Annotated in this window: 23 protein-coding genes; 5 read left to right on the top strand and 18 right to left on the bottom strand. The window is 70.9% G+C overall.

The window, feature by feature from the left end; translation table 11 throughout:
• Nucleotides 1–410: 410 nt before the first annotated feature.
• Together CRP55_RS42270 and sigJ are read right to left on the bottom strand one after the other, a co-directional pair.
• Complete coding sequence (locus CRP55_RS42270) at nucleotides 411–1,349, bottom strand: cyclase family protein (protein WP_097327628.1); 939 nt, start codon at nucleotides 1,347–1,349, stop codon at nucleotides 411–413.
• Between the two features lie 18 nt (nucleotides 1,350–1,367).
• Nucleotides 1,368–2,222, bottom strand: a complete 855-nt coding sequence (gene sigJ / locus CRP55_RS42265; protein ID WP_245923714.1) for an RNA polymerase sigma factor SigJ — start codon at nucleotides 2,220–2,222, stop codon at nucleotides 1,368–1,370.
• A gap of 60 nt (nucleotides 2,223–2,282) precedes the next feature.
• Here sigJ and CRP55_RS42260 point away from each other — a divergent pair, with 60 nt between their 5' ends.
• Nucleotides 2,283–2,642 carry a DUF6220 domain-containing protein gene (locus tag CRP55_RS42260; protein WP_097327653.1) on the top strand — a complete coding sequence of 120 codons (360 nt, stop codon included), beginning with the start codon at nucleotides 2,283–2,285 and terminating at the stop codon, nucleotides 2,640–2,642.
• Here the strand turns inward: CRP55_RS42260 and CRP55_RS42255 are convergent.
• Genes CRP55_RS42255 through CRP55_RS42215 form a run of 9 tightly spaced genes read right to left on the bottom strand, consistent with a single transcriptional unit; the run spans nucleotide 2,609 to nucleotide 10,897 of the window.
• Entirely contained in the window at nucleotides 2,609–3,352 is a 744-nt protein-coding gene (locus CRP55_RS42255; RefSeq protein WP_097327626.1) for a maleate cis-trans isomerase family protein, read from the bottom strand. The genes CRP55_RS42260 and CRP55_RS42255 overlap by 34 nt on opposite strands.
• A complete protein-coding gene (locus tag CRP55_RS42250) occupies nucleotides 3,345–3,977 on the bottom strand; it encodes a hypothetical protein (protein WP_097327625.1) in 633 nt (210 codons plus the stop codon). The genes CRP55_RS42255 and CRP55_RS42250 overlap by 8 nt, the downstream gene beginning before the upstream one ends.
• Entirely contained in the window at nucleotides 3,974–4,720 is a 747-nt protein-coding gene (locus CRP55_RS42245; protein WP_097327624.1) for an SDR family oxidoreductase, read from the bottom strand. Before CRP55_RS42245 ends, CRP55_RS42250 begins: the two co-directional genes overlap by 4 nt.
• Entirely contained in the window at nucleotides 4,717–5,637 is a 921-nt protein-coding gene (locus CRP55_RS42240) for a hypothetical protein (RefSeq protein WP_097327623.1), read from the bottom strand. Before CRP55_RS42240 ends, CRP55_RS42245 begins: the two co-directional genes overlap by 4 nt.
• Nucleotides 5,634–6,323 (bottom strand): hypothetical protein, encoded by a 690-nt coding sequence (locus tag CRP55_RS42235; protein WP_097327622.1) that lies wholly within the window; start codon nucleotides 6,321–6,323, stop codon nucleotides 5,634–5,636. The genes CRP55_RS42240 and CRP55_RS42235 overlap by 4 nt, the downstream gene beginning before the upstream one ends.
• Complete coding sequence (locus CRP55_RS42230; RefSeq protein ID WP_097327621.1) at nucleotides 6,320–7,513, bottom strand: aromatic ring-hydroxylating dioxygenase subunit alpha; 1,194 nt, start codon at nucleotides 7,511–7,513, stop codon at nucleotides 6,320–6,322. Before CRP55_RS42230 ends, CRP55_RS42235 begins: the two co-directional genes overlap by 4 nt.
• Nucleotides 7,514–7,517: 4 nt before the next feature.
• The gene (locus tag CRP55_RS42225; protein ID WP_097327620.1) at nucleotides 7,518–8,474 is read right to left on the bottom strand and encodes an alpha/beta hydrolase family protein; all 957 of its coding nucleotides are present in this window, start codon (nucleotides 8,472–8,474) and stop codon (nucleotides 7,518–7,520) included.
• Nucleotides 8,471–9,283 (bottom strand): oxidoreductase, encoded by an 813-nt coding sequence (locus CRP55_RS42220; protein WP_097327619.1) that lies wholly within the window; start codon nucleotides 9,281–9,283, stop codon nucleotides 8,471–8,473. The genes CRP55_RS42225 and CRP55_RS42220 overlap by 4 nt, the downstream gene beginning before the upstream one ends.
• 12 nt (nucleotides 9,284–9,295) lie before the next feature.
• Nucleotides 9,296–10,897, bottom strand: a complete 1,602-nt coding sequence (locus CRP55_RS42215) for a nitrilase-related carbon-nitrogen hydrolase (RefSeq protein ID WP_097327618.1) — start codon at nucleotides 10,895–10,897, stop codon at nucleotides 9,296–9,298.
• An 80-nt stretch (nucleotides 10,898–10,977) separates the two neighbouring features.
• Between CRP55_RS42215 and CRP55_RS42210 the strand changes: the two genes are divergently transcribed.
• From CRP55_RS42210 to CRP55_RS42200, 3 genes are read left to right on the top strand one after another with little or no spacing between them, the layout of a single operon-like run.
• Nucleotides 10,978–11,271 carry a Dabb family protein gene (locus CRP55_RS42210; RefSeq protein ID WP_097327617.1) on the top strand — a complete coding sequence of 98 codons (294 nt, stop codon included), beginning with the start codon at nucleotides 10,978–10,980 and terminating at the stop codon, nucleotides 11,269–11,271.
• A 12-nt stretch (nucleotides 11,272–11,283) separates the two neighbouring features.
• The gene (locus tag CRP55_RS42205) at nucleotides 11,284–13,011 is read left to right on the top strand and encodes a DUF6461 domain-containing protein (RefSeq protein ID WP_097327616.1); all 1,728 of its coding nucleotides are present in this window, start codon (nucleotides 11,284–11,286) and stop codon (nucleotides 13,009–13,011) included.
• A gap of 10 nt (nucleotides 13,012–13,021) precedes the next feature.
• On the top strand, nucleotides 13,022–13,528 hold the full coding sequence (locus CRP55_RS42200) for a carboxymuconolactone decarboxylase family protein (RefSeq protein WP_097327615.1): 507 nt from the start codon (nucleotides 13,022–13,024) through the stop codon (nucleotides 13,526–13,528).
• On the opposite strand, the gene CRP55_RS42195 is transcribed toward CRP55_RS42200, so the two are convergent.
• On the bottom strand, nucleotides 13,529–13,891 hold the full coding sequence (locus tag CRP55_RS42195; RefSeq protein WP_097327614.1) for a glyoxalase superfamily protein: 363 nt from the start codon (nucleotides 13,889–13,891) through the stop codon (nucleotides 13,529–13,531).
• Nucleotides 13,892–14,221: 330 nt separating this feature from the next.
• Between CRP55_RS42195 and CRP55_RS42190 the strand changes: the two genes are divergently transcribed.
• The gene (locus tag CRP55_RS42190) at nucleotides 14,222–15,622 is read left to right on the top strand and encodes an IS110 family RNA-guided transposase (RefSeq protein ID WP_097327613.1); all 1,401 of its coding nucleotides are present in this window, start codon (nucleotides 14,222–14,224) and stop codon (nucleotides 15,620–15,622) included.
• Between the two features lie 21 nt (nucleotides 15,623–15,643).
• On the opposite strand, the gene CRP55_RS42185 is transcribed toward CRP55_RS42190, so the two are convergent.
• The 6 genes from CRP55_RS42185 to CRP55_RS42160 are packed head-to-tail and all read right to left on the bottom strand — an operon-like array spanning nucleotide 15,644 to nucleotide 22,797.
• The gene (locus tag CRP55_RS42185; RefSeq protein WP_097327612.1) at nucleotides 15,644–17,050 is read right to left on the bottom strand and encodes an aldehyde dehydrogenase family protein; all 1,407 of its coding nucleotides are present in this window, start codon (nucleotides 17,048–17,050) and stop codon (nucleotides 15,644–15,646) included.
• The gene (locus CRP55_RS42180; RefSeq protein ID WP_097327611.1) at nucleotides 17,047–18,198 is read right to left on the bottom strand and encodes an FAD-dependent oxidoreductase; all 1,152 of its coding nucleotides are present in this window, start codon (nucleotides 18,196–18,198) and stop codon (nucleotides 17,047–17,049) included. The genes CRP55_RS42185 and CRP55_RS42180 overlap by 4 nt, the downstream gene beginning before the upstream one ends.
• Nucleotides 18,195–19,061, bottom strand: coding sequence for an isocitrate lyase/PEP mutase family protein (locus tag CRP55_RS42175; RefSeq protein ID WP_097327610.1), 867 nt, complete (start codon nucleotides 19,059–19,061; stop codon nucleotides 18,195–18,197). Before CRP55_RS42175 ends, CRP55_RS42180 begins: the two co-directional genes overlap by 4 nt.
• Nucleotides 19,058–20,476 (bottom strand): aldehyde dehydrogenase family protein, encoded by a 1,419-nt coding sequence (locus tag CRP55_RS42170; RefSeq protein ID WP_097327609.1) that lies wholly within the window; start codon nucleotides 20,474–20,476, stop codon nucleotides 19,058–19,060. The genes CRP55_RS42175 and CRP55_RS42170 overlap by 4 nt, the downstream gene beginning before the upstream one ends.
• Nucleotides 20,473–21,753, bottom strand: a complete 1,281-nt coding sequence (locus CRP55_RS42165) for an acyl-CoA dehydrogenase family protein (RefSeq protein WP_097327608.1) — start codon at nucleotides 21,751–21,753, stop codon at nucleotides 20,473–20,475. The genes CRP55_RS42170 and CRP55_RS42165 overlap by 4 nt, the downstream gene beginning before the upstream one ends.
• A 6-nt stretch (nucleotides 21,754–21,759) precedes the next feature.
• Nucleotides 21,760–22,797, bottom strand: a complete 1,038-nt coding sequence (locus CRP55_RS42160) for a flavin reductase (protein ID WP_179855573.1) — start codon at nucleotides 22,795–22,797, stop codon at nucleotides 21,760–21,762.
• Nucleotides 22,798–22,914: the final 117 nt, after the last annotated feature.

The raw sequence follows: 22,914 nt of genomic DNA, 5'->3' as shown, positions 1-22,914 counted from the left end.
GGCGGGTCGCTACCGCTGGGCGGGCTCTGGACGTTTAACTGCATGGTCGATAAGAACCCAGACCGCAGGTCGGTGCTGGTTGTTGCCACTGCGCACGTGGGCTGTAGGGTTTTGCGAAGTGATTTCTGAGGGCTTATCGACCATGCAGTTAAACGTCCAGGAACCGCTCAGCCGGCACGAGACAGCCCGGCCTTCGTTGCACCCAAACTCCCTCAGCCGGCGGCGGGCCGACGAGCCGGTGTTGTTCTTCGGACCCGCCACCCCGATCCTGGGGTGACCAGATGCCCCGCGAGGTTGGGGGTAGGGGGTAAGCACTCACAGCGTAAAGCGCTTCCCAGCCAGCAGTGAGTGCTTACCCCCTACCCCCAACCGTCCCAGCGCAAGAAAGCAACTGTTTCTTGGGGCTGCGATCAGAAGGTAGCGATCGGATTCACCGGGCTGCCGGACGTGGCGGCCAGGCGCAGTGGGGCGACGGTGAGGTGGAAGTCCCACTGGGACAGGGACATGGCTGTTGTGGCGCACGCCTCCAGGTCGCAGTTGTCCAGGAGCCACAGGCCCATGGCTACCAAGCCTATGGCGTGGATTGGCATCAGGATGTTCTGGTAACCCGAAGGCTGGACGTCCTGGGGTGTGTCGGCGCCGATCAGGGCTACGCCTCGGTCGTGAAGCCACGGTAGGCATGAGGCGTGCCAGCCTGAGTGGGTCAAGCCGGTGTTGTCGCCTGTCTCGCGGCGGGCTCGGCCGTAGCCGGTTCTCAGAAGGACGGCGTCGCCTGGGCGGACCTTTGTGTTCTGGCGGCGTTCGGCCTGTTCCAAGTCGGTGGGGTGAACGGCCTCGCCCGGCTGTAGCCAGGGGACGTCGCGGACCGCCGGGATGTCCAGGAGGACGCCGCGGGTGGTGATGCCGTTCGCTGCTGCTGTCACGCCGGCCCAGGTCGTGCCGCCTTCGGTGGTTACCTGGGTGTGGGGGCGGTTGTTGTAGAGCTTGCCGTCCCAGGTCAGGTGGCAAGGGGCGTCCAGGTGGGTCACGGTGTTGCCGTGGTAGGTGAAAGCCAGACGCTCGTTGGTGGAACCCCAGCGGCGGTCACGGTGGAAGTGGGTGGGCATGTGTTCGGCGCCTGGCATGTCCACGGCCCGCGGGATCGTTGTTGTCGAGCGGTCCATGTCGGTGGGGGCGGTCAGTTCCCACGCGCAGGACACGCTTCGGCCGTGGCGCACCGCGTGGGCGGCCGCGCGGCGGACCTCGTCGGTGATGTGGTTGAGGGTTCCGAGCTCGTCGTCGTTGCCCCAGCGGCCCCAGTTCGCGAGCGTGGTGAAGTAGGCGAGCACCTCGTCCTGGGTGGGGGTCATCACGGCAGAGTACGGCAGCTACGCCGTCCAGGGCCGGAGCTTGCTGGGGTTGCGGACGGCCCAGATGTGGATGATCCGGTCGCCGGCGAGTTCGAAGGCCATGACCGTCGTCGTGACGCCGGCTAGCTGGACCATGAGGCCGGGGTGGCCGTTGACGGTGCGCTCGAGGATGGTCATGTCGGGCATGACGCGGAACAAAGTGGTGGCGTAGTGGGCGATCTGGTCTCTGCCCTGTAGGGGGTGCTGGACCGCGCTGACCTGGCCGCCGCCGTCGGCGGTGACGGTGGCGCCGGGGTCCAGCAGGGCTATCAGGGCGGTGATGTCCTTCGCCTCCCACGCCTTCTTGAAGTCGCGGACCACCTGGGCCTGGTCGGTGGGCGGGGTCAAGGGTGTGCCGGCGTCGCGGACTCGGCGGCGGGCCGAGGAGGCCAGCTTGCGGCAGGCCACAGGGGTGCGGCCGATGATCGTGGCCACCTCGGTGAAGGGGTAGCCGAAGACGTCGTGCAGGACGAAGGCCACGCGTTCGGCGGGGGTCATGGCGTCCAGGACGATCAGGAAGGCCATGCTGACGGACTCGTCCAGGGTGACCCGGTCGGAGAGGTCGGCGACGTCGGTGGGGAGCGGCTCGGGAAGCCAGGAGCCCACGTAACGTTCGCGCCGGGCGCGGGCCGAGCCGAGCAGGTCCAGGCAGACGCGGGTGGCGACCGTGGTCAGCCAGGCGGCGGGGTTGTCGATGGCGTCCTGGCGGGGGCGGGTGAGCGCGTACCACCGGGCGTAGGTCTCCTGTACCACGTCCTCGGCGTCGGCCAGGGAGCCGGTCAGGCGATAGGCGAGGTTCAGCAGGTGGCGACGCTCGTTCGTGATCGCGCTCATGTCCGTCATGTCTACCCGACGATGACGGCACATTTTCGGGGGCTGTGTCGTCGAGTGGGCATGCGGAAGACTTTCACTTTCCTGGCGGCGGCGCTCGTGCTGATCGTCGTGGCCCAGTTCGTGTTCGCGACGACCGGCGGGTTTCACGCGAGCTCCTACCGGCTGCACCACGCGATGGGGTATGTCATTTTCTTCGTGCCGCTAGTGATGGCGATCGTGGCCGCGGCCGGGCATCTGCCGGCGCGGCTCGTGTGGGTGTCGGTGCTCGTCGTGGGTCTCGACTCGTTGCAGGTGGTGATCGCGGAGGTCGGTGGGCTGTGGACGGCGCTGCACGGGCTCAACGGGCTGGCGATCCTCGCCGCGGCCGGATGGCTTCTGAAGGAGTCTCAGTACGAGCGGAGCAGGGTGCCGGCGCCGTAGACCTTGTCCTCGATGCCGTTCTCGCGCAGCGCCATCCACCAGGTGGCCGCGTTGATGGCGATCACCGGCTTGCCCAGCCAGCGTTCGGCCTCGTCGGCCAGGCGGACCATCGACAGGTTGGTGCCGCACTGGACGATCGCGTCGACCTCAGGGCCGTCGACGGCGCGGATGGCGCGCCGCAGCTCGTCCTCGGTGACGTGCGCGATGGAAACAGCCGTGGGGCATTTCAGGCCCTGGATGGAAACGACCTCGAAGCCGATCTCGCCGAAGAAGCGGACCACGTTGGCGTCGCCGATCGGCTGGTACGGGGTGACGACGCCGATCCTGCGGGCGCCGAACAGGCGCAGGGCCCGTTCGCAGGCCTCGGCGCCGGTGGCCACGTCGAGGCCGGTGATCTGCTTGATCTGGGCGACGAACTCGCGGTTGCCCTCGACACCGCCCCAGAACGTCTCGGCCGACATGCCCATCACCATGTAGCCGGGCTCGCAGGTCAGGACGCGCTCGCAGGCGTACCCGATCTCGGCTCTGATCTGCACCAGCAGATTCTCGAAGCCGGCATCGTCGGACAGGTCCTGGTTGCGGATGTGGATGCGGGAGAAGTGCGACGTCACGCCGGGCACCGACATCCCGGCGAAGTCCGGCTCGACGATCGTGTTCGTCGAGGGCGCGATGACGCCGAACTTCCGGCGCCAGCCGAGGGCGTCAGTCATGAGAAACACCAACCTTTTCCCGTACGGGGATGAGCAGCGCCGCCACGAAGAGGAAGGCCTGCGCGCACGTGTTGAGGGACTGTTCGAGCCATTGGTAGGCGACCGTGTGATGCGACTCGGAGGAGCGGAGCGGCACCAGCGACATGACGAGGATCAGGCCGGCCGAGAACAGGGCGACCGACAGGTAGCGGCGCCGCCGCCCGGCCAGGATGGCGGCCAGCACGCTGATCGCGGTCACGCCGAAGGTGGCCGCCACGAACAGGGGCTGCAGGCTCAGCAGCACGGCCGAGCCGAAGGCGGCGACCACGACGACCGCGGCGAACGGCCACCACGGCACCGGGGGCGAGGGCCGTAGGGTCACCGCCAGCGCCCAGCAGACGGCCGCGGCCCCGGCCGCCATCAACGGGAACAGCAACTCCTCCAGGAGTCGCGGGTTGCCCCAGCCGGCCGCGACGGCCAGTTTCCAGGCGCACTTGCTCAGGCCGCCGAGGCCGATGAGCAGCGCGCCGATGAGGCCGGCGCGGCGGGCCGGCTCGGGCGCCTGGAGGGCCAGCAGGGCGAAGCCGGCCATGCCGAACAGCACCGGGACGAAATCTTCGAGGGCGAGCCAGATCGGGTAGTTCATGAGAACGGGTCCCGATTGTGGAAGGCCGCGGTCGCGAACCGGTACGCCGCCTTGCGGTTGGTGAGCCAGGCGACGCGGCCGCCGTTGCGGGTGCCTTTCAGCACCCGCTCGGCGAGCCACGGTGTGACCGTCTCGACGCGGTCGGCCAGGATGGTGAAGATCTTCTTGGCGTTCTCGAGCTCGGCCGGCTCGTAATCGCGGGTCAGCAGGTCGGTCACGACCATGCCGGGGGAGAGCAGGCACGCCTTGACCGGGGTGCCCTTCAGCTCCTTGGCCATCGCGAGGGTCGCGTACGTCAAACCGCGTTTCGTTGCTCCGTAAGGGGTCAGCCCGGCGACGATCTGGCCGGTCGAGCCCAGGCCCTCCATGTTCCAGAGCGCGCCGTGGCCCTGCGCCAGCATCGCCTCCAGCACGACCGCGCTGGCCTGCAACGTGCCGCCGAGGTTGACGCCGACCACCGCGTCGATCTCGGCCGGTGGCAGCTCCCACAGCGGCCGCCGTGAGGTGGACAGGCCGGCGTTGTTGACCCAGATGTCGACCCGCCCGAACCGGTCGACCGTGGCGTCCCACAGCTTCCGCACGTCCTCACGGACCGTGACGTCGGCGGTGACGGCGAGAATCCCGTCCGGCGCCTCGGTGACGTGCCGTCCACAGTAGGCGACGTCGGCGCCCAGCCGGGCGAACGACCGGACGAGGCCCTGGCCGATGCCCCGGGTCCCGCCCGTCACCACCACGACGGTCATGACTGCCACTCCAGGACCCCGTGCAGCACCGTGTCGAGCGAGGCCCCGTCGAAGAGCTCGTAGACCACGGAGAGCCGCCGCCCGGCCGACATGCCCGGCTCGGCGTCGAGCGAGAACTCCCGGCCCTTGACCTTCCACACGTCGGCGAGATGCAGCGAGGAGAACGACGCCCGGCCGAAGCCGATCGCGTTGCCCCAGGCGTCCGGGCCTTCGAAGAACAGGCGGTTGCCGTCGCGCCGCGCGTCGACCGTGAACGACCGGTCCAGCCCGGCGCCGCTCCAGGTGATGTGCCGTCGCGTCCGCAGCAGGTCGATCGGCTCCAGGGCGAGGGAGACCTCGGCGGTGCCGCGCTGTTTCTGGTCGGCGCCCCACAGCTCGCACGTGCCGGCGAAGCGGCCCACCGTTTTGGTGGGCAGGATGTACGGCACCGGGCCGCGCCGTGTCTCGGCCTCGATGAGTGCGTCGACCTTCGAGGCGTCCCGCGTGTAGACGCCGTTGAAGCAGCCCACCACCGCCCAGCCCTGGTACAGCACCGAGGAGTAGACCTGCGTGTCGCCGTCGGGCAGCACCTGGTTCCAGGTGTTCAGGTCGACCTGCCAGCCCGGCCCGTAGTAGTGGGAGTCGACGAACGATCCGTACGGCTGCCCGGTCCCGAAGAAGTCGGGCCCGGTGTAGACCCGGTTCGCGTCGGAGTCCACGACACCGAAGGAGAACGGGGCGCCGAGCCGGAAGCGGCCCGCGAGCGCGCCGCCGCCGACCAGGCCGCCGTCCATCCGATAGGTGGTCACGCCGTCGGCGAAGTCGGACGAGCGCCGGATCTCCTCATAGCCGCACCACGTGCCGTCCGCGTCGAACAGCGACGGCCGCCCGTGCCATTCGCCGGCGATGCGCTGCTGCCACACCGAGGGCTGCGTCATTCGTTGCTCACCAGCTCTAGGCGTACGCTTTCGCTCTGCTCCCGGCCCAGAAGCCGTTCCGTCTGCGACCAGACGGGGTCGATGGCCGGGCTGAAGAGCAGCGCCCGATGCTGGGCGTCCCGGGCGGTGTCGATGCCGGTGATGGACGACGAGAGCAGGCTCAGCCAATGGCCGAGGTAGCCGTCGACCGCGTCGCCGATGCCCTCGAACGCCGCCGCGGTGGCCCGGCTGACCAGCATCCAGGGCGACATCAGGGCGTACTGGCGGGGCGTCAGGTGTGCGGGTGTGAGCCCCTCACGTCCCCGTACCTCTGTGTAGATCTCGGTCAGCGGCTCGAAGACGGTGTCGAGGTAGGACAGTGAGGTCGCCAGGTCGACGCGGGGAATCAGGTCGAGGTGGAAGGCGTAGTTGTCGCCGTTGGCCACCGCGTCGAGCGTGAAGTGGGGAACGCCCGAATCCGGTGCGGTGAAGGCGAAAATCATGTGGCTGTCGAGGCCGATCGGCGGCACGACCAGCGACACGTTCACCACTTTGACCACCGTGCCGGTGCCGCGCCAGACCCGGATCCGCCCCACGGGCGCCGGGCTCATCGGCGAGGTCAGCTCGCGATCGTCCTTGAGCGTGACCGGCACCCCCTGGAGGATCTTGTCCAGGGTGCGGTCGGAAAGGGCGCCCGGCCGGCTCATCTGTCCTCCTCGTCGGTGGTGCCCATGAGCTCGGCCGCGGCCACGGTCGGATGCTCACCGCGGGCCTTGTGCACCCAGGCCCGGGCCAGCTCCGGGTTCTCGCGCCGGGCGGGCGAGGCGATGACGGTCGCGGTCCGCTTGGGCACGTCGCCGGTGATGACGTCCTCGGCCGAGAGCAGCCAGCCCTTCTCGGCCAGTTCCTGGCGGCGGCGCCGGTACTGCACGGCGATGAGGTCGCTGCGGATGTGCAGCTCGGCGCCGAGGTCGAAGGGCAGCAGCTCGGGCCGGACCTTGTCGACGACTTCGGCGTCCTGGTAGAAGATGCGCAGCGTGCGCTGGACGGCGTTCTTGTCGGCCCACTTGCCGGTGAAGAAGGTGCGCAGCGCGACCCACTTGACCAGTGTGTGGGTGTCGTCGATGGGGATGTTCGTGTCGTAGATGATGAGGTCGCCGATCGGCAGCCGCACGTGCAGTTTGATCATGTTCGGCAGCATCCAGCCGGCCGTGGTGGTCACCGGCGGGCGCTTGGTCAGATCCTCGCCGCGCAGCCGGCTGAACCTGCCCCAGACGCCCTTCGGCGCCGGCGGATAGAGGTCGACCGTGGCGAAGGCCGACCACTCGTCCGGCTGCTCCAGCTCGTACTCGGCGACCTCGGGCCGCTCCGGGTTGCCGAACGATCCGGAGTGGACGAACGGCGCGTGCGCGATGTCGCAGCCGTTCTCCAGAATCCGTTCGTAGTTGGCGTTCCACAGAAACTCGCCGGTGACCGCGCGGAAGCGGCCGCCGTTCTCGACCAGGTCGTCGAACTCGGGCCAGACCGGCATCGGCGGCCGTTCCTCCTCGGGCAGGTCGCCGAGGTAGACCCAGATGAAGCCGTACTTCTCCTGGGCCGGGTACGAGTCGACGCGCGCCTTCTTGGGGATGCCGCGGCCGGGCTGATTGGCCGGGATCTTCACACACTCGCCGTCCGGCTTGTATTCCCAGCCGTGGTACGGGCACACGATGCAGTCGTCCTTGAGCCAGCCGCCGGACAGGGCCGCACCGCGGTGCACGCACAGGTCCGACAGGGCGGCGACGCGTCCTGAAGGCGTACGGTAAAGCGCCAGATGTTGCCCCAGAACGGTGACCCGCACGGGTTTCGCCGTCAGCCGGTCGGCGAATTCCACCGCGTACCAGAAGTTCTTCAGCATGGTCTTACCTCCGCCGGATCTCGGCGACTTCGGGGGACTGGAGGGCTTCGGTGAGCGCGTCGCTTGCGCTCTTTTTCAGGTGTACGCCGAGAAACGCGCCCGTCACCTCGGCGATCGCGGCCCGGGTCTTGGTGGGATCGACGGTCGCCTCGCGGTCGAGGAAGGCGCGGGCGGCGGTCTCGTCGACGGGATGCACGACGCCGAAGTGGTTGGCGCCGGCGAAGGTGACGTGCAGGTGGTCGCCCGTCGCGGGCAGGGCCTCGTCGAAGGTGCGGCTGATCGGATCGCGGCGGGTGGCCGCGTCCTCGCCGTACCGGTCGGCCGATCCGTTGATGACACCGTCGTTCTCGCCGGCCATCAGCAGCACCGGGCTCTCGACCTGAGCGGGGAGCACGGTGCCGGCGGGCCAGCCGAGCATGGTGGCGACCATCGTGTGGGTGCCGTAGGCGGCGACCGCCTTGACCGAGGGGAAGAAGCGGGCGCTCTGCAGGATGACGGTGCCGCCCGCGGAATGGCCGATCAGGCCGACGTTGCCGAGGTCGAGGTGGCCCTGCACGGGGCCGGTCATGCCGGCCAGGGCGTCGAGGACGGCGGGCACGCTCGGCGTCGTCGGGCGCGTCCCGTACGCGTCGGGCCGTGCCGCCGCCAGCTCGACGCCCGGGGTGATGCCGCGCAGGCCGCCGAACAGCTCGCCGACCCAGTCGTACGTGACCGCGACGTAGCCCCGGGCGGCCAGATCGGTGGCGAGCCACCGGTAGGCCTCCTGACCGACGTTCACGCCGGAGACGATGACGACGACCGGGTACGGCGTGTCCGAGGGCTCGATCGGGAAGACGCCCGACAGCCGTTCGGCGTCCGAGCCGGTCGGCCTCGCCGGGTAGTAGACGCGCAGGTGGGCCGTGTCGAACGGTGCCTCGGCACCGGGAATCGCCGCCGCCCACCACACGGAACGTACGGTCATGGAGTCACCCCGGGCCGCGGCAACTGCCGGTCGCCGCCCCAGAGGCCGCGCACCAGCCGTTCCGTGGTCTCCTGGCCGAAGTAGCGCACGCCCATGACGTTGGCCGGGTCGCGGTCGGCGATGTTCCGGCGGATCCTGAGGTCCCGGGCCGCGAGGGCCACCCGCTCGCCCTCGGGGACGGGCGCCGCCTCGTCCACCCAGGACAGCCAGCGGTCGACGTGCGCGTGCGCCTTCTGCGAGACGATGTCGAGGTTGCGCCGGCTGCGCTCGAACGAATAGCAGTACGCGGTGGGCGACAGGCTGGCCCGGATGAAACCGGCCCGGCTCACGAAGTATTCGAACTGCGGGTCCGACCGCAGCTCCAGCCACTCCTCGTCGAGCGGTGCGTAGTACTTGTCGTAGTACTCGCCGTCCTCGACCAGATTCGCCCGCGGCACCGAGTCGAGGTAGAACCAGCCGCCCGGCCAGACCAGCAGGGCCAGACCGAGATGCGGCACGGCGATCTGAGGGCCGAGCCAGCAGGTCAGGTGCAGGTTGGCGAAGCTGGCGCCGGGATTGCCCAGCCACGAGTGCACCATCCAGTCGACCTCGGGACCCGAGTACGCGGCGAGCGAGCCGCCCGGGCCGTCCGGATAGGCGCCGTAGCTCTCCAGCTCGAGGGTCGACGGGTCGCGGGTGAGCTCGAAGCGGGCGTCCATCTTCGCCTTCAGCGCGGCGAGAAGGTCCTGGTAGTAGTGGAACGTGTCGTGCACGTCGACGACGGGCGAGCTGTCGACCATGTCCTCCACGTGCTGGAGGGTCTCCGCCACAGTGGTCCCCTTCTAGTTGATTAAGGCGCCGAGCAGCCGCCACGGGCGGCCGTCGACCAGGTCGGTGCGGCGTGAGACGAGCCGGTTGGCGGCCTGCGCGGGCGCGACGACGGCGCCAGCGCGATAGGTGGTGGCCGGGACGTCCGTGCGCAGGGGTGTCGAGATGCGGCCGGTGAACGGGCCCTGCCAGCTCGTCCAGAGGGTGAAGTCGGTGCTGAGGCCGAAGACGGCGGCGGGTTGCCCGTACGGGGTGGCGACGATGACGTTGAGGCGGTTCTCGGCGGCCCGCTCGGGCAGGCCCAGCGCGAGCTCCCAGGGCTCCTGGGCCCGGTAGGGGACGGCGACCACGTCGGCGTCGGCCAGGGCGGCCAGCCGGAAGGTCTCCGGGTAGAGCGCGTCGTCGCCGACGATCACGGCCAGCCGGCCCCAGGGCAGGTCGACCGGAACGATCCGCTTGCCGGTGGGGGAGTGGCCGGCCGGCCCGGCGCCGCGGGTGGCGTGCAGCTGCGGCTGGCGGACGACGACGCCCTGGGCGCCGACGACGATGCCGACGTGCGCGCCGTTCTCGATGACGCTGGTGACGGCGACTCCGGTGGTACCGCCGAGCGCGGCGGCCAGCGACTGCGGGCCGGCCGACAGCTCGGGCAGCACGATCAGCTGGTGGCCCTCCAGGGCGGCCTCGCGCACGTGCCCGAAACCGCGGGCCACAGCCACCGTGAGCTCGGCGGCGCCGGGACCGCGGCGGCGGCCGACCGGCGGCTCGGCGATCGGGGCGTACAACTCGGGGCGCCGGCCGGCCAGGATGTCGGTTCCGTCCGGCCTGCGTTTGTCGTCCGCCCGCGACGGGTCGATGTCGGCGACGACGATGGCCTCGCCGGTGCGGGGCGCCTTGGCCACGACCGTGCCGTCCGGGGCGACGATCTGGCTCTCACCGGCGCCGTGCAGCCATTCCGGCGGGACGCCGAGCCGCTCGGCGATGGCGGGGAGCTCGCCGGCCGGAAGCAGCGGGCCCACCTTGTTGGCGGCGACGACCCACACTTTGTTCTCGGCGGCGCGGACCGGGATGTGCAGGTCGGCCTCGTCGGTGGCGAAGCTGTTGAGGCTGTTGAGAAGCACCTGCGCGCCCCGCAGGGTCAGGCCGCGGGTCACCTCGTTGATGACGCCCTCCATGCAGGCGTACATGCCGAGGCGGCCCAGCGGTGTGTCGAGGACCGGGCCGACGTGGTCGGCGGGGTCGAGGAAGTCGTTCTCGGCGCCCATCAGCGTCTGCTTGTCGCACCGCCCGGCGATCTCCCCCTTCTCGTCGAAGATCAGATTGGTGCCGCCGGTGCGGCCATTGCCGTACGCGTGGGTGACGTTGACCTTGATCCACATGTGGTGGCGGCGGGCGCGCTCGGCGATGGCGGTCAGGAAATCGTCGCCGGGCCGGGTGGCGCGCTGATGTGCCTGTTCGCGGGACGCGTACCAGGACAGGTGGTTGCAGAATTCCGGCAGGACCACGAGCTGGGCGCCGGCCGCCGCGGCCGCGTCGATCACCCGCAGGCAGGCGGCAAGGTTGGCGGCGACGTCCTGCCCGGCCTCGATCTGCGCGGCGGCGACGCGAACTGGTGCCATCCGTGGTTCCCCCTAGCGAAACGGCGTTTCCCAAAACTACACTCGGGAGCCGGGCAGGAAAAGAGGTTGGGGAGGCACAAGTGCTGGTGCACGTCGTGATGATGAAGTTCGCGGATGCCGGCGATGCTGCCAAGGCAAAGTTGCGTTTGGAAGAACTCGCCGATGCCGTACCCGACATTCGCACGCTGTCGTGCTTCCTGAACGAGCTGGAAACCGGCGTTTCCTGGCATTTGCTGCTCCGCACGACCCACCTCGACACCGCCGACCTCAAGGCGTACCAGGCGCACCCGCTCCACCACGAGTTCGGCGCGTGGATCCGCCCCCTGCTGACCGACCGGGCGGTCGTCGACTACACCGAGGCGGAAGTCCGATAACGTCAGTCATCGATGACCGACGTATCAGGCCTGGCCCCCTTCATCGCCCGCACCATGCCGGCGCTGGCCGAGCGGATCCCCGCGGTGACCGCCTTGCTACTGGGCCGGCTGGGCGCGCCCACTGAGGAGAGCCAGCGGCCGCCCTACCCGCCGCACCACGGTGAGCCCGAGATCGTGGGCGTGCTGCGCCCCCTCGGCCCGCTCCCGCCGGAGCGCCTGCTGGGCGCCCTCGAACGGCAGATCACCCGCTACGACTGGACCGGCGCCCCGGGCGTGCTGACCGGCCTGCCGAAGCCCTCGGACTACCGCTTCGCCTTCGTGGCGTCCGGCGGCCACGACAGCGAGGCGGTCACCGCCGCCACCCTGCTGGAACGCCTGCGCCCCGGCCTGAGCGCCCGCGTGACCGACCTGGTGCGGGCGCTCAGAAGCCACCCGGCCATCACGCCGTTGTTGGAGACCGGTCCCGAGGCGCGTGACGAGGCCGCCATCGCCACGCGGCACGGGGCCGGGCATGTCGCGCTGGCGGTCGCGGTGGCGGGGGCCGTCGTTCACCAGGCCGACCCGCCGATGCTCGTGTCGAGGGCCGCGGCCGTCGTCGGGCTCGGGCTGGGTGCGGCGGTTCCGCTGCTGCGGGAGATTCCGATGCCCGGGGCGTACGCGGCGGCGCTGCTGGAGAAGGTCCGCGCCGAATACCTTCTGCCCCGCCACACGAGCGGATCGGTGACGGTGGCCGGCCACCGCTTCGGCCTGGTCGAGGGCTCCCTTCCCGCCGTCGGGGACTTCTCGGGCAACGGGCTGGCCGTTGCCGTGGAGGGTGGCGTGGCCGTGCGGACCGGCGTCGCCGAAGGGCACCTGCGGGTCGAGCTGGTCGTGGCGGCGGAGGCGCCGGCCGAAGTGGAGGACGGCTGGGAGGACGTCGTCGAGCTCAGCTGGCACGCCGCCGAGGGGCAGGCCTCGATCGTCTCGCCGGACGGCACGGTCGCCGGGCGTCTGCGGGGTCAGACGCCGCCCTGGCCCGGCGACTACCGGGTGCGGGTGCACGCCGTCGACCGGGACAGCGGCGACAGCGAGTTCGAGCGGTACAAGCTCGTGGTCTGGGCCGCCTCGCGAGCCCCGGAGATCGTGCACAAGCGCACCGACCGGCTCGGATATCAGCTGCGCGGCGAGGCCGTGCCGGAACGGGCGGCCCGCCCCGAGCACGCCTACCGCTGGGTGCGCCGCAGCCGCCTGAGCGTGGCGGCCACGATCACCGTGGTGACCGGTTCGACCGTCGAGGAGGCGTTGCGCGCCTTCGGCGCCGATCCGAGCCGGCCCCTCCCGATCGACGCCATCCAGCGTGACCTCTCCCTGCGCCAGTCCATCGATCCGTGGGTCATCCCGTTCGACGCCGGCGGCGCCGTCATCCTGGTCGAGGAGAACGGTTACTTCGGGTCGCACCCCGGCGTCCTGAGCGCCGCCTCGGCCAACGGCCGGGCCGCGAGCATGTTCTGGAACGTCAACGCCATGACCCGCCTGTCGTTCGCCGAGCACGGAACCGTGCTCGCCTCGTTCGAGCCGTTCGGCGGCGAACAGACCCCGCCCGCGGTGACCGAGGCCCTGACCGGAATCGACTTCTCCGAACGGGGCTACCGCACGGAGAAGGGCCTGGCCGCTGTGGAACGCTTCACCGGCCACGGCATCACCGCCGCCGACGTGACCGCTGTCTTCGCGTCCGGCTCCGGATATCTCATCGAGGAATGAGGGTCACCGCATGCCCCACATCGACCTGCCGCAGCTGCCGGGCATGGCCGGCCTGCTGGCCGGCTACCCCGACACCGCCGGCGCGCTGAACTCTCTGGCCGAGACCCTGCTGCGGGGCCCGTCCCCGCTGACCCCGGCCCAGCGGGAGAACATCGCCGCCCATGTCTCACGCGGCAACGAATGCACCTTCTGCGCCGAGACCCACGGCGCCGTGGCCCGCCACCTGGCCGGGCCCGGTGGTGCCGACGAGCAGACCGAGCTCATGGCGGCGCTGCTGGCGCTGGCCGGCAAAGTCCGGATCAGCGGGCGGGAAGTCAGCGGTGACGACGTCGAGCGGGCCCGGGCGGCCGGGGCCGACGATCGGATGGTGCACGACACGGTGTTGATCGCGGCGGCGTTCAGCATGTTCAACCGATACGTGGACGGCCTGGGCACACTGACCCCGAAGGAGCCGGCGCACTACGAACGGCACGCCGGCTTCCTCGCGGCCAATGGTTACCTGCGGCCGCCGGGCTGATCAGCGCGGTGGCAGCTCCTGCAGGGCCCAGCTGTTGCCGTCGGGGTCTTTGAAGTGGACGAACCGGCCCCACGGCTGGGGGTCGACCTCGGTGCACTCGACGCCGGCCTCCACCAGCTGTTTGTGGGCGGCGTCGGCGTCGGCGACGACGACCTGGATCTCCTGGGAGCCGGGGGTCTTGTCGGTGATGCCCTCGCCCAGGCAGATCGAGCAGGCCGAGCCCGGCGGGGTCAGCTGGACGAAGCGCAGGCCCTCGCTGACCCGCTGGTCATGGTCGGCGTTGAAGCCGACGCGCACGTAGAATTCCTTGGCCCGGTCGACATCGGTCACCGGCACGGGGACGAGCTCGATTTTCCAGTCCATGCGTTCACCGTAGGCCTGGGGTACGACATTTAGTTTCGGTGTGGGTCCTTGAGATCGGCAGAGGGCTTCGTAGGGTGCGTCGGGTCGGGTCCTTCTGGTACGGCTCGGTATACGACTGGCAGCGCCGTTCGCGGTGACTCCTGTTTTTTGATCGTTCGGCTGGTAGGGCCGCCCGGCGCACGTGATCCCTGTTCAGGAACCCGCGGCCGCGATGTACAGGTTCGATGGACCGCTGCTCTGAATGTCTGGATGGCACATCCCCTGCGGAGCGTGCGCGGTGAGTCGTGACGAAGACCCGGCGGCTGACGGACACCACCATCGGGAGGCAATGTGCGGCTGCGGTTAGGTATCGACGTGGCGTGCAAGGCAGCGCACCAGGTGAGCTGCACTGACGAGACCGGCAACTTTCTTTTCGCCGGGCGGCGGTTCCGCAGCACGATCGATGATCTGGACAAGCTGTGGGCGAGCCTGCCCGACGCCGAGGAAGTCCTGGTCGTCCTGGAACCCACCCGCAACGCCTGGGTGCTGTTAGCGGCCTGGCTACGCTCGCGTGGGGCCCGGGTGGTGCTGGTCCCTCCGGAACAGTCGGCTGACCTGCGCGACTACTACCATAAACACACCAAGAACGACCGGCTCGATTCACGGGTGCTGGCCCGGCTGCCGCTGCTGCACCCCGAAGGACTACGGACACTCGGCGACGGCGAGCTTGGCCCGGCCGACCCGCTGCGGCGGGCCACCCGCCGCCGAAGGTCGCTGGTCAAACGACGCACCGCCACCTACGCCCGCATCGACGCCCTGCTCGAACTGCTCGGCCCGCAATGGGCCGACGCCCTCGGCAGCGGCGAATACGCCAAGACCGCCCTGACCGTGCTCGAACACACCGGCGGTGACCCACACGCGATCAAACGGCTGGGCCGTAAACGGCTGAGTGCCCTGCTGATCCGCACCAGCCGCGGCGCCTGGCGAGAAACGCATGCCGAAGTCGTCTGGCACGCCGCCGAACTAACGCTGAAACTGTGGGAGGCAGGCGGCCTGGACTTCACCGAACTCGCCCAAGACCTGGCCGGCGAAGCCCGCCTCGCATTACAGCTGAACACCGAGATCGACGCCCTCGACGACCGCATCAGCGTCCTCTACGACGACGCCGACCCCACCGCCATACTCACCACTGTCCCCGGCCTGGGCGTCACCTCCGCCGCGGTCATCCTCGCCGGGCTCGGTGACCCCGACCGGTTCAGCACCCTGGCCGGTATCCGCGCCTTCACCGGCCTGATCCCCAAACTCGACGAATCCGGCACCAGCAGCCGCCACGGCCCACCCACCAAAGCCGGCGACCCCGCCCTACGCGAAGCCCTGTTCAACGCCGCCGACCGGGCCCGCAAGATCGACCCCACCCTCGCCGCCCGCTACCAACGACTGATCCAGGCCGGTAAACACCACAACTCGGCACTCTGCACCCTGGCCGCCGTGCTGGTCACCCGCCTGGCCGCCTGCTGGCGCACTCGCACCCCATACCAGCTCCAAGACGTCGACGGTCAACCGCTAGCCGAGGCCGAAGGTCGCGCCATCTGCGTCACCCGCTACCAGGTCACCGACGCCGACCGCGCCAAAAACCGATCTCAACGCACTGCCCACCACCAGAAGCAGACAGGCCGGCGCAAAAAGGAGTCGCAAAGCGCTCCGGCAGCCGGCCCATCCACAAACCACACTAACCACCACGAGGCGGCTTGACATCCGTTAGGAACTCGCTTTTCAGCCCGCCGGATACGCCGTGGCCCCGCCGGCCGGAGCGGGCGCGCCCGGCCGGTAGGCGGCCGGCGCGTGGATGACGCAGGTCTGCGCGTACTCGGCCAGGCCCTCGGCCCCGTACTCGCGGCCCCAGCCCGACCGTTTCACGCCGCCGAACGGGGCGCGCAGGCTCATCCCGGTGCGGTTGTGGGTGTTGACGAAGGCGAAGCCGGCCTCGAAGCGCCGGGCGAAGGCGAACGCGCGGTCCTCGTCGGCGCTCCAGACCGAGGCGCCGAGGCCGAGGTCGCCGTTGTTGGCCGCGGCCAGCACGGCGTCCTCCGAGGAGTATCCGAGGACCGGCACGACCGGGCCGAACTGTTCCGAGGTGACCAGAGCGGAGTCGGGTGAGGGCGAAACCACCAGCGCCGGGCGGACGAAGTAGCCCGCGGCCGGATCGGCCTCGAAGCGCCCGAGATCGCGAACGTCCCCGGCGCGGAGGCGGTCGGACGAAGCTCGGGCGCCGGCCGAGATGACCGGCCCCATCGTCACGCCGGGCGCCAGGGGGTCGCCGGTGATCAAAACCCGGGAGGCGGCCGAGACGTACGCCTCGACGAAGGAATCCAGGCGCGACGAGGGCACATAGAGCCGTTTGGCCGCCATGCAGACCTGACCGCTCGTGGCGAACGTGGCCATGACCAGGCGCTCCATGGCCGCGTCGTCGAACGGCGCGTCGTCGAGCAGGACCGCCGGATCGTTGCCGCCCAGTTCGAGCACGGACGGCGTCAGCCGGTCACCGGCCAGGGCCGCCACCGCTCGCCCGCCGGCCGCGCCGCCGGTGAACGCCACCTTGCGCACCAGCGGATGACCGACCAGCGCGGCCCCCGTCTCGGCCCCGCCGTGCACGACGGTGAGCGGCCCGCCGATCAGCGCCGCGACCCGCGAGATGGTCAGCGGCGCCAGCGGCGACGGCTTCACCACCACCGCGTTGCCGGCGGCCAGGGCCGGGCCGATCTTGAGCATGGCCAGGATGATCGGGGCGTTCCACGGCGTGATCGCGGCGACGACCCCGTACGGCTTGCGGACGCGGACCAGGCGGCCCGCCTCGTCGTCGGTGGCGTCATCGGCGTACGCGGAAGGCGCCGCCGCAACCACCCACCTGAGGAAGCGGACCGCGAAGCCGATCTCACCGCGGCAGTCGGCCAGCGGCTTGCCCGTCTCCCGGGCCAGCAGCACCGCCAGGTCGTCGATCGACGCTTCGACCGAGGCCGCACCGTCCGACAGCGCCAGCAGACGCTCGAAGAGCGGAACGGCGGACCATCGCAGGTACGACGTGTGGGCCTGCCGCACTACCGCATCCACAGTGGAGGGCGGCGTCACGATGACATGACCGACGATCTCCGACGTACGGGCGGGGTTCTCCCGGTAGATCACGCGGCCTCCCGCACCGAGGCGATCATCGAGCTGCGCAGCAGGGCGGCCCGCGCCTTCACCGGATCGGCCGCCGTGGCCCGCAATCCGGCCAGGTGCGTGGCCCGGACCAGGGGATCGGATGTGCGGAGGCGCTCGTAGTTCTGATGGGAGACGCTCTGCACGTATTCGAGGGCGACCTTGCGCCGCTGGGACGCGGCGGCCGTGATGGCGTCGTCGGATCCGCGGGCCAGCGCCGCCGCGTAGGCGACCGCGTCGTGGATGCCCGAGTTCATGCCCAGCCCGCCGAGCGGATTGTTCACGTGGGCCGCGTCGCCGGCGAGCAGCACCCGCCCGGACCGGAAGGCCGACGCCACGCGCTGATGCACCCGGTACATGCTGGTGTGGGCCACCCGCCACGGCCGCCCGGGGTCGTGCACACCCAGCAGCCTTCCGCCGAGCCGGGCGACCTCGGCCTCGTCCGGCGTGTCGGCCGGCGTCGGCAGCAGGACCCGCCAATGGTCGGGCGTGCGCAGCAGCACGCACCACTCGACCGGGTCGTAGACGTAGTTGACGAGCGACAGCCCGTCCATCCACTCGGTGAGCTCCTCGTCGACCGAGGCGACCAGGAACCGCTCCGGATAGGTCATGCCCTCGAACGACACCCCGGTCGCGCGCCGGACCGCCGAATGGGCGCCGTCGGCCCCGATCAGCCAATCCGCCTCCAGGGCCCGCCCATCGGCCGCGATCGCCGCCACCCGGCCCGGCGTCTGCGCCGCCGACGCCACGGGCCAGCCGAACAGCACGTCGCATCGCTGATGCCGCAGGAGATGGTTCATCAGGATCGGCGTCAGCTTGGACTGCTCGCATTGCAGGCGGTAGGGGAAGCGGGTGTCGCCGGCGAGCACCGAGAGGTCGAGTCGCGCCACCAGACCGGCTCGACGGTCCCGATAGGCGAACGTCCGCGACACCAGACCGCGGTCGAGAAGCTCGCCGGCCACCTCGAGGTCGTCGAGCATCTCCAGCGTCGGCGGGTGGAACGTCGACGCCCGCGACTCGGCGGCCAGCGTCTCACCCGCTTCCAGCACGGTCACCCCGAATCCGCGCCGGGCCAGGGCGAGCGCGGCGGTCAGGCCCACCGGCCCGGCGCCCGCCACCAGAATGCGGTTCACGACGGCCTCCCAGGTGCGTAGAGAGAATCGAGGGCGAGCGCCTCGTCCTGCCCGGTGAGCGCGGTGAACTCGGCCCACGGCAGCCGTTGCACGGGATCCGCGCCGCCGTCCGAGGCGATGGCCCGATAGGCGGCCGCGGCCGCGTGCAGCCCGGCCAGCAACGCCGACACAGGGTGCAGAACCAGCCGTACACCCAGTTCAGTCAGATCGGAGTCGCTCAGGGCGATCGCCTTCCCGGCTTCGGAGCGATTGACTATCAGGGGTACGCCGGGGAGCGCGTCACGCAACCGCAGCAGATCGTCCCCGCGGACCACGCCCTCGGGGAATACCGCGTCCGCTCCCGCATCCGCGTAGGCGGCACAGCGCGCGATCGTCTCTTCCAGGCCCGTCACGCCGTACGCGTCGGTCCGGGCGACAAGCGCGATCGAGGGCACTTCCTTGGCCACCGCCCGGATTTTGGCCGCCGCCAGCTCGGCCGGGACGAGTTCCTTGCCCGCGAGATGGCCGCACCGCTTCGGCTGCACCTGATCCTCGACATGCAGCCCGGAGATCCCGGCCCGCGCGTAGGCGAGGGCCGTCCAGACCGCGTGCAGGGGGTTGCCATAGCCGGTGTCGGCGTCGGCCAGCACCGGAATGTCGCCGAGCGCGGGGACGATTGTTGCGGCGACGGCGGCGATGTGGGTGCCGTGCATGAAGCCCAGGTCGGGGCGGCCCAGCGTCAAGGCGGAGACGGCGGCGCCCGAGAGGTGCGCGGCTCGGTGGCCCGCTCGGACCAGGAGGGCGGCCGTCAGCGGGTCGTGGACGCCCGGGGCGTGGGTGACCCGGTCGGCGGCCAGCAACGCCCGCAGGGCCGCGGCGGTCATGGGCGGCCGTGCAGGGCGAAACCGCCCTCGACGCCGGTGACGCGGGCGTTCGTGAAGAAGCGCAGGGTCTCGGCCGTGCCCTCCTCGGAGAAGCCGGACAGGCCCCAGGCCGGGCGCGGGGTGAACAGGTGCAGGCTCATGATGGAGGAGCCGTTCACCTTGACCTCGCCGGCGCGCAGGCCCCGGGCCACCGCGAGGGCCTTCTCCTCATCCGCGCCGACCACGTAGCCTTCGAGGCCGTATCGGGTGGCGTTGGCCAACTCGACCGCCTCGTCGAGGTCGGTGTACGGGTGGACGGCCGCGACCGGGCCGAAGATCTCGTGCGTGGTGCGGGCCGGATCGGCGCCGGTGACGAGCGCGGGAGCAAGGGTGTTTCCCGGGCCGGAGACCGCCGCCTCGTGGACCGTCCCGCCCAGAGCGTCGCGGGCCGCGACGACCGCCGCCCGGTGGGTGGAGTGGATGAGCGGGCCGAAATCGGTGTCCTCGGAGGCCGGGTCGCCACCGCGCAGCGCGCTCAACCGTTCCAGCACGGCCGCGACGATCTCGTCGTGCCGGCCGGCCGGGACGAGAAGGCGGCCCAAAGCTCGGCACCACTGGCCGTTCAGGGTGGTCAACAGGTCGGCCGCGGCCCGGGCGGCGGTCTCCAGCGGGGCGTCCGGCATGACGATCAGCGGGTTGTTGCCGCCGAGCTCGAGCTGCACGGGCTTGAGGTCGTGGGCGCAGGCCGCGGCGACGGAGCGGCCGCCGGCCAGGCCGCCGGTGAAGGAGACGGCCCGGACGCGCGGGTCGCCGACGAGCCGCTGACCGACTTCGGCGCCGCCGTGCACGAGCTGGAACAGCCCGGGCGGGGCGTCCGCTTCGCGCAGGGCCCGGTGGACGGCGGCGGCGAGCCGTTCGGTGCCGAAGGGCGCGTATTCGCTGGGCTTGAGGATCGTCGGGCAGCCGGCGGCGAGGGCGTTGGCCACCTTGTGCGCGGCCATCGGTGCGGGCGCGTTCCACGGCACGAGACAGGCCGCGGGACCCCACGGAAGCCGCTCGACGAGCACTTCCCGGCCGTCGTCGCGGGTCACGGTCTGCCGGCGGATCCCGCCGCGGATCTGCCCGGCCGCGAGCGCGAACGCGCCCGACAGGATCATCCCGAGCGGCCGGGTCTGCCGGATCGGAACGCCGGTCGCGGCGGTCTCGAGGGCGACGATCTCTTCGGTGGCCGCCGCCACCGAGGCGGCGACGGCTTCGAGGATCTCCGGCGGGACGAGCCACGCGTCCAAGGCGGCCGCCGCGTCCAGCGCGGCCGACACCCGGGCCGGCGACGACCCGAGCGCCGGCCCGATGCCGAGCCCGGTTGCCGGGTTCTCCAGCTCGATGCCGACGGGCGTGACGCACTCGGCCCACGCGCCGGCGACGAGGTCTCTCATCGGGGAGCGCTCACGCTGGCGAAGAGCTCGTTGGCCTTGGTGGTGGTGACGACCGAGGCGGCCTCCAGGCGGCCGCGTTCCGGGGGGAAGGTCATGACCAGGCCCATGGACAGGTCGCGCAGGGCGCGCCCGACCAGGCCGTGCATGGTCGCGCCGGAGGTGCCGGAGGCCTTGAAGGCGCCCACCGCCACGTCGAACGCGGCCTGGCAGATCGAGCCCTTGGCGATGCGCCACTGTGCGTACACCTCGGACTTGGTCAGCAGCGGCGGCTCGACCGTCTCGATCAGCAATTGGCGGCGCAGCCAGAGGTACGCCGTTTCCAGCTTTTCGGTCATGTCGCCGATGATGACCTGGTGCATGGGTGACTCGGCGATGGACTTGCCGGTGTCGGCGAAGGTCTTTCGCGTCAGCCGGGCCAGGGTGTCGTCGTAGACCGCCTGCGCGCAGCCCGTGTAGACCGCCGTGATGGCCAGCTGGTTGCCCACGAAACTGCCCCGGCTGCACTGCAGCATCTTCACGAAGGCCCCGGGAACCGTCAGCGCGTCGGCCGCCGGGACGAAGACGCGGTCGAGCCGGATGCCGTGGTTGGCGCTGCCCCGCATGCCCAGGCCGTCCCACGCCGGCCGCTCGGACACGCCGGGCGCCTCGCGGGGGACCAGGAACATGGCGAGGCCGTCCGCGTTCCGGGTGCCGTCGAGGCGGGCCGTGACCAGGTAGTAGTCGGCGATGCCGGTGGCGCAGCCGAACGACTTCTCGCCGGTGAGCTCCCAGCCGTTGCCGACCGGGGACGCCGTCGTGGCGATGGCGATGTTGGCGCTGCTGCTCTTCACCGACTCGCTCGCGAAGTTGGCCAGCCACGTGCCGCCGGACATCAGCCGTAGCACCTTCTCGGCGAAAGCCCGGACCTCCGGCACCTCGTCATCGGCGAACAGGCCGGACGAGACGGCCTCCAGGGGCAGCAGGCCGCGCGACGCGGAGGTGTTGTGGAAGAAGAACGCCAGCGCGGTCGACGGACACGCCGTGCCCATCGCATACGTGGCCGCGGCCAGGTCGCGCAGGGTGCCACCGAGACCGCCGTACTCCTCGGGGACGATCAGGCCGAGCAGGCCCGCCTCGCGCAGCACGCCGATGTGCCCGATCGGGAAGGCGCCGTCGCGGTCGGCCCGCTCGGCGCCGGCCCGCAGCGCGGGCAGTACCTGCTCGACGAGCGCGGCGCGCGCCTTCTCGTCGACGGTCATGTCGTCGACGAGGCGTTCCCCGGTGAGTCGGTCGGCCATGGATGGTCACTCCTCGAACGAAAAACGAGGGCCGGGCACCTCGAGTTGGCGGGACAGGTGGAGCAGGTCGTCCATCGGCAGTCCGGCGGCGGCGCCGGGCGCGACCGTGTCGAAGTGGGCGACGCCGCTCTTCATCGCGACGAGCGCGTTGACCAGGGCCAGGCTGTGCCCGCCGGCCAGGCGCACCCGCAGGACGGCCGGCCGGACCCGGACGATCGCGTCCTGCAGGACCCGGCGCACCTGCAGCGGCGAGGCCGGCTTGACGGGGGACTCGGTGAGGCCGACCTCGTCGCAGCCGAGCGCGGTGAGCGCGTCGAGCACGCTGAGGACGGCCGCTTCGCGGGCCGGGTCGAAGGCGTCGGCGACGTAGCCGACCACCGCGGACCCGGTCTCGCGCGCGGCCGAGAACCAGGCCGGTGGAGGCAGTACGCCCGTGCCGTCGACCGTGAACTCGGCGTGGGACCCGTCATGGCGTACGCGGGAACCGGCCTGACGCAGAACGGCCGCGAGAGGATCGCCCGGCGGAACCTCCACCGCCAGGTGGAGGGACGACGGAAGCGGGTCGGCGACCTGGCCCCAGGTGCGCGAGTGGAAGAGAAGCGGAGCGGTGACCCGGGGCATGGCGGCGTCGGTCACCTCGCCCACGAAGATGGTGTGGTCGCCGCCGGGATAGGCGTGGGCGACGCGGCAGTCGAGCCAGGCGATCGCGTCGGCCAGCACCGGGATGCCGCCCTCGGTGAGCTGCCAGTCGAGGCCGGCGAAGCGGTCGGTGATCTCGGGGTGCTGCCCGGCGAAGCGGCGGCCGATGTGCGCCTGGTCCTTGCCGAGGAAGCTCAGCGCGAACCGGCCGGCGGCGTCGAGCAGACCCCGGCTGGGCAGATGGTTGCCGAGGCAGACCGAGACGAGTGGGGGATCGAGGCTGACGGAGGAGAATGAGCTGGCGGTCATGCCGTGCGCGCCGCGCGGGCCGGTCGTGGTCACCACGCACACGCCGCTCGGCCATTGGCCGAGAACGGTGCGGAAGGTGTCGCTGTCGACCGGCACGCTACCCCCGTTTCGCATAAAGAAACGCCGTTACGCTGACGGTAACGAGCCGCTCGGAGCGCTGTCAACGACATTTCGCATCGGGAAACGGGCAGGCTAGGCTCGGCGGAGCTCGTT

The sequence above is a fragment of the Paractinoplanes atraurantiacus genome (assembly GCF_900215205.1).
GTDB lineage: Bacteria > Actinomycetota > Actinomycetes > Mycobacteriales > Micromonosporaceae > Actinoplanes > Actinoplanes atraurantiacus.
Note: the sequence above shows the minus strand (reverse complement) of the source record. Positions and strands in the feature narration are given on the sequence as shown.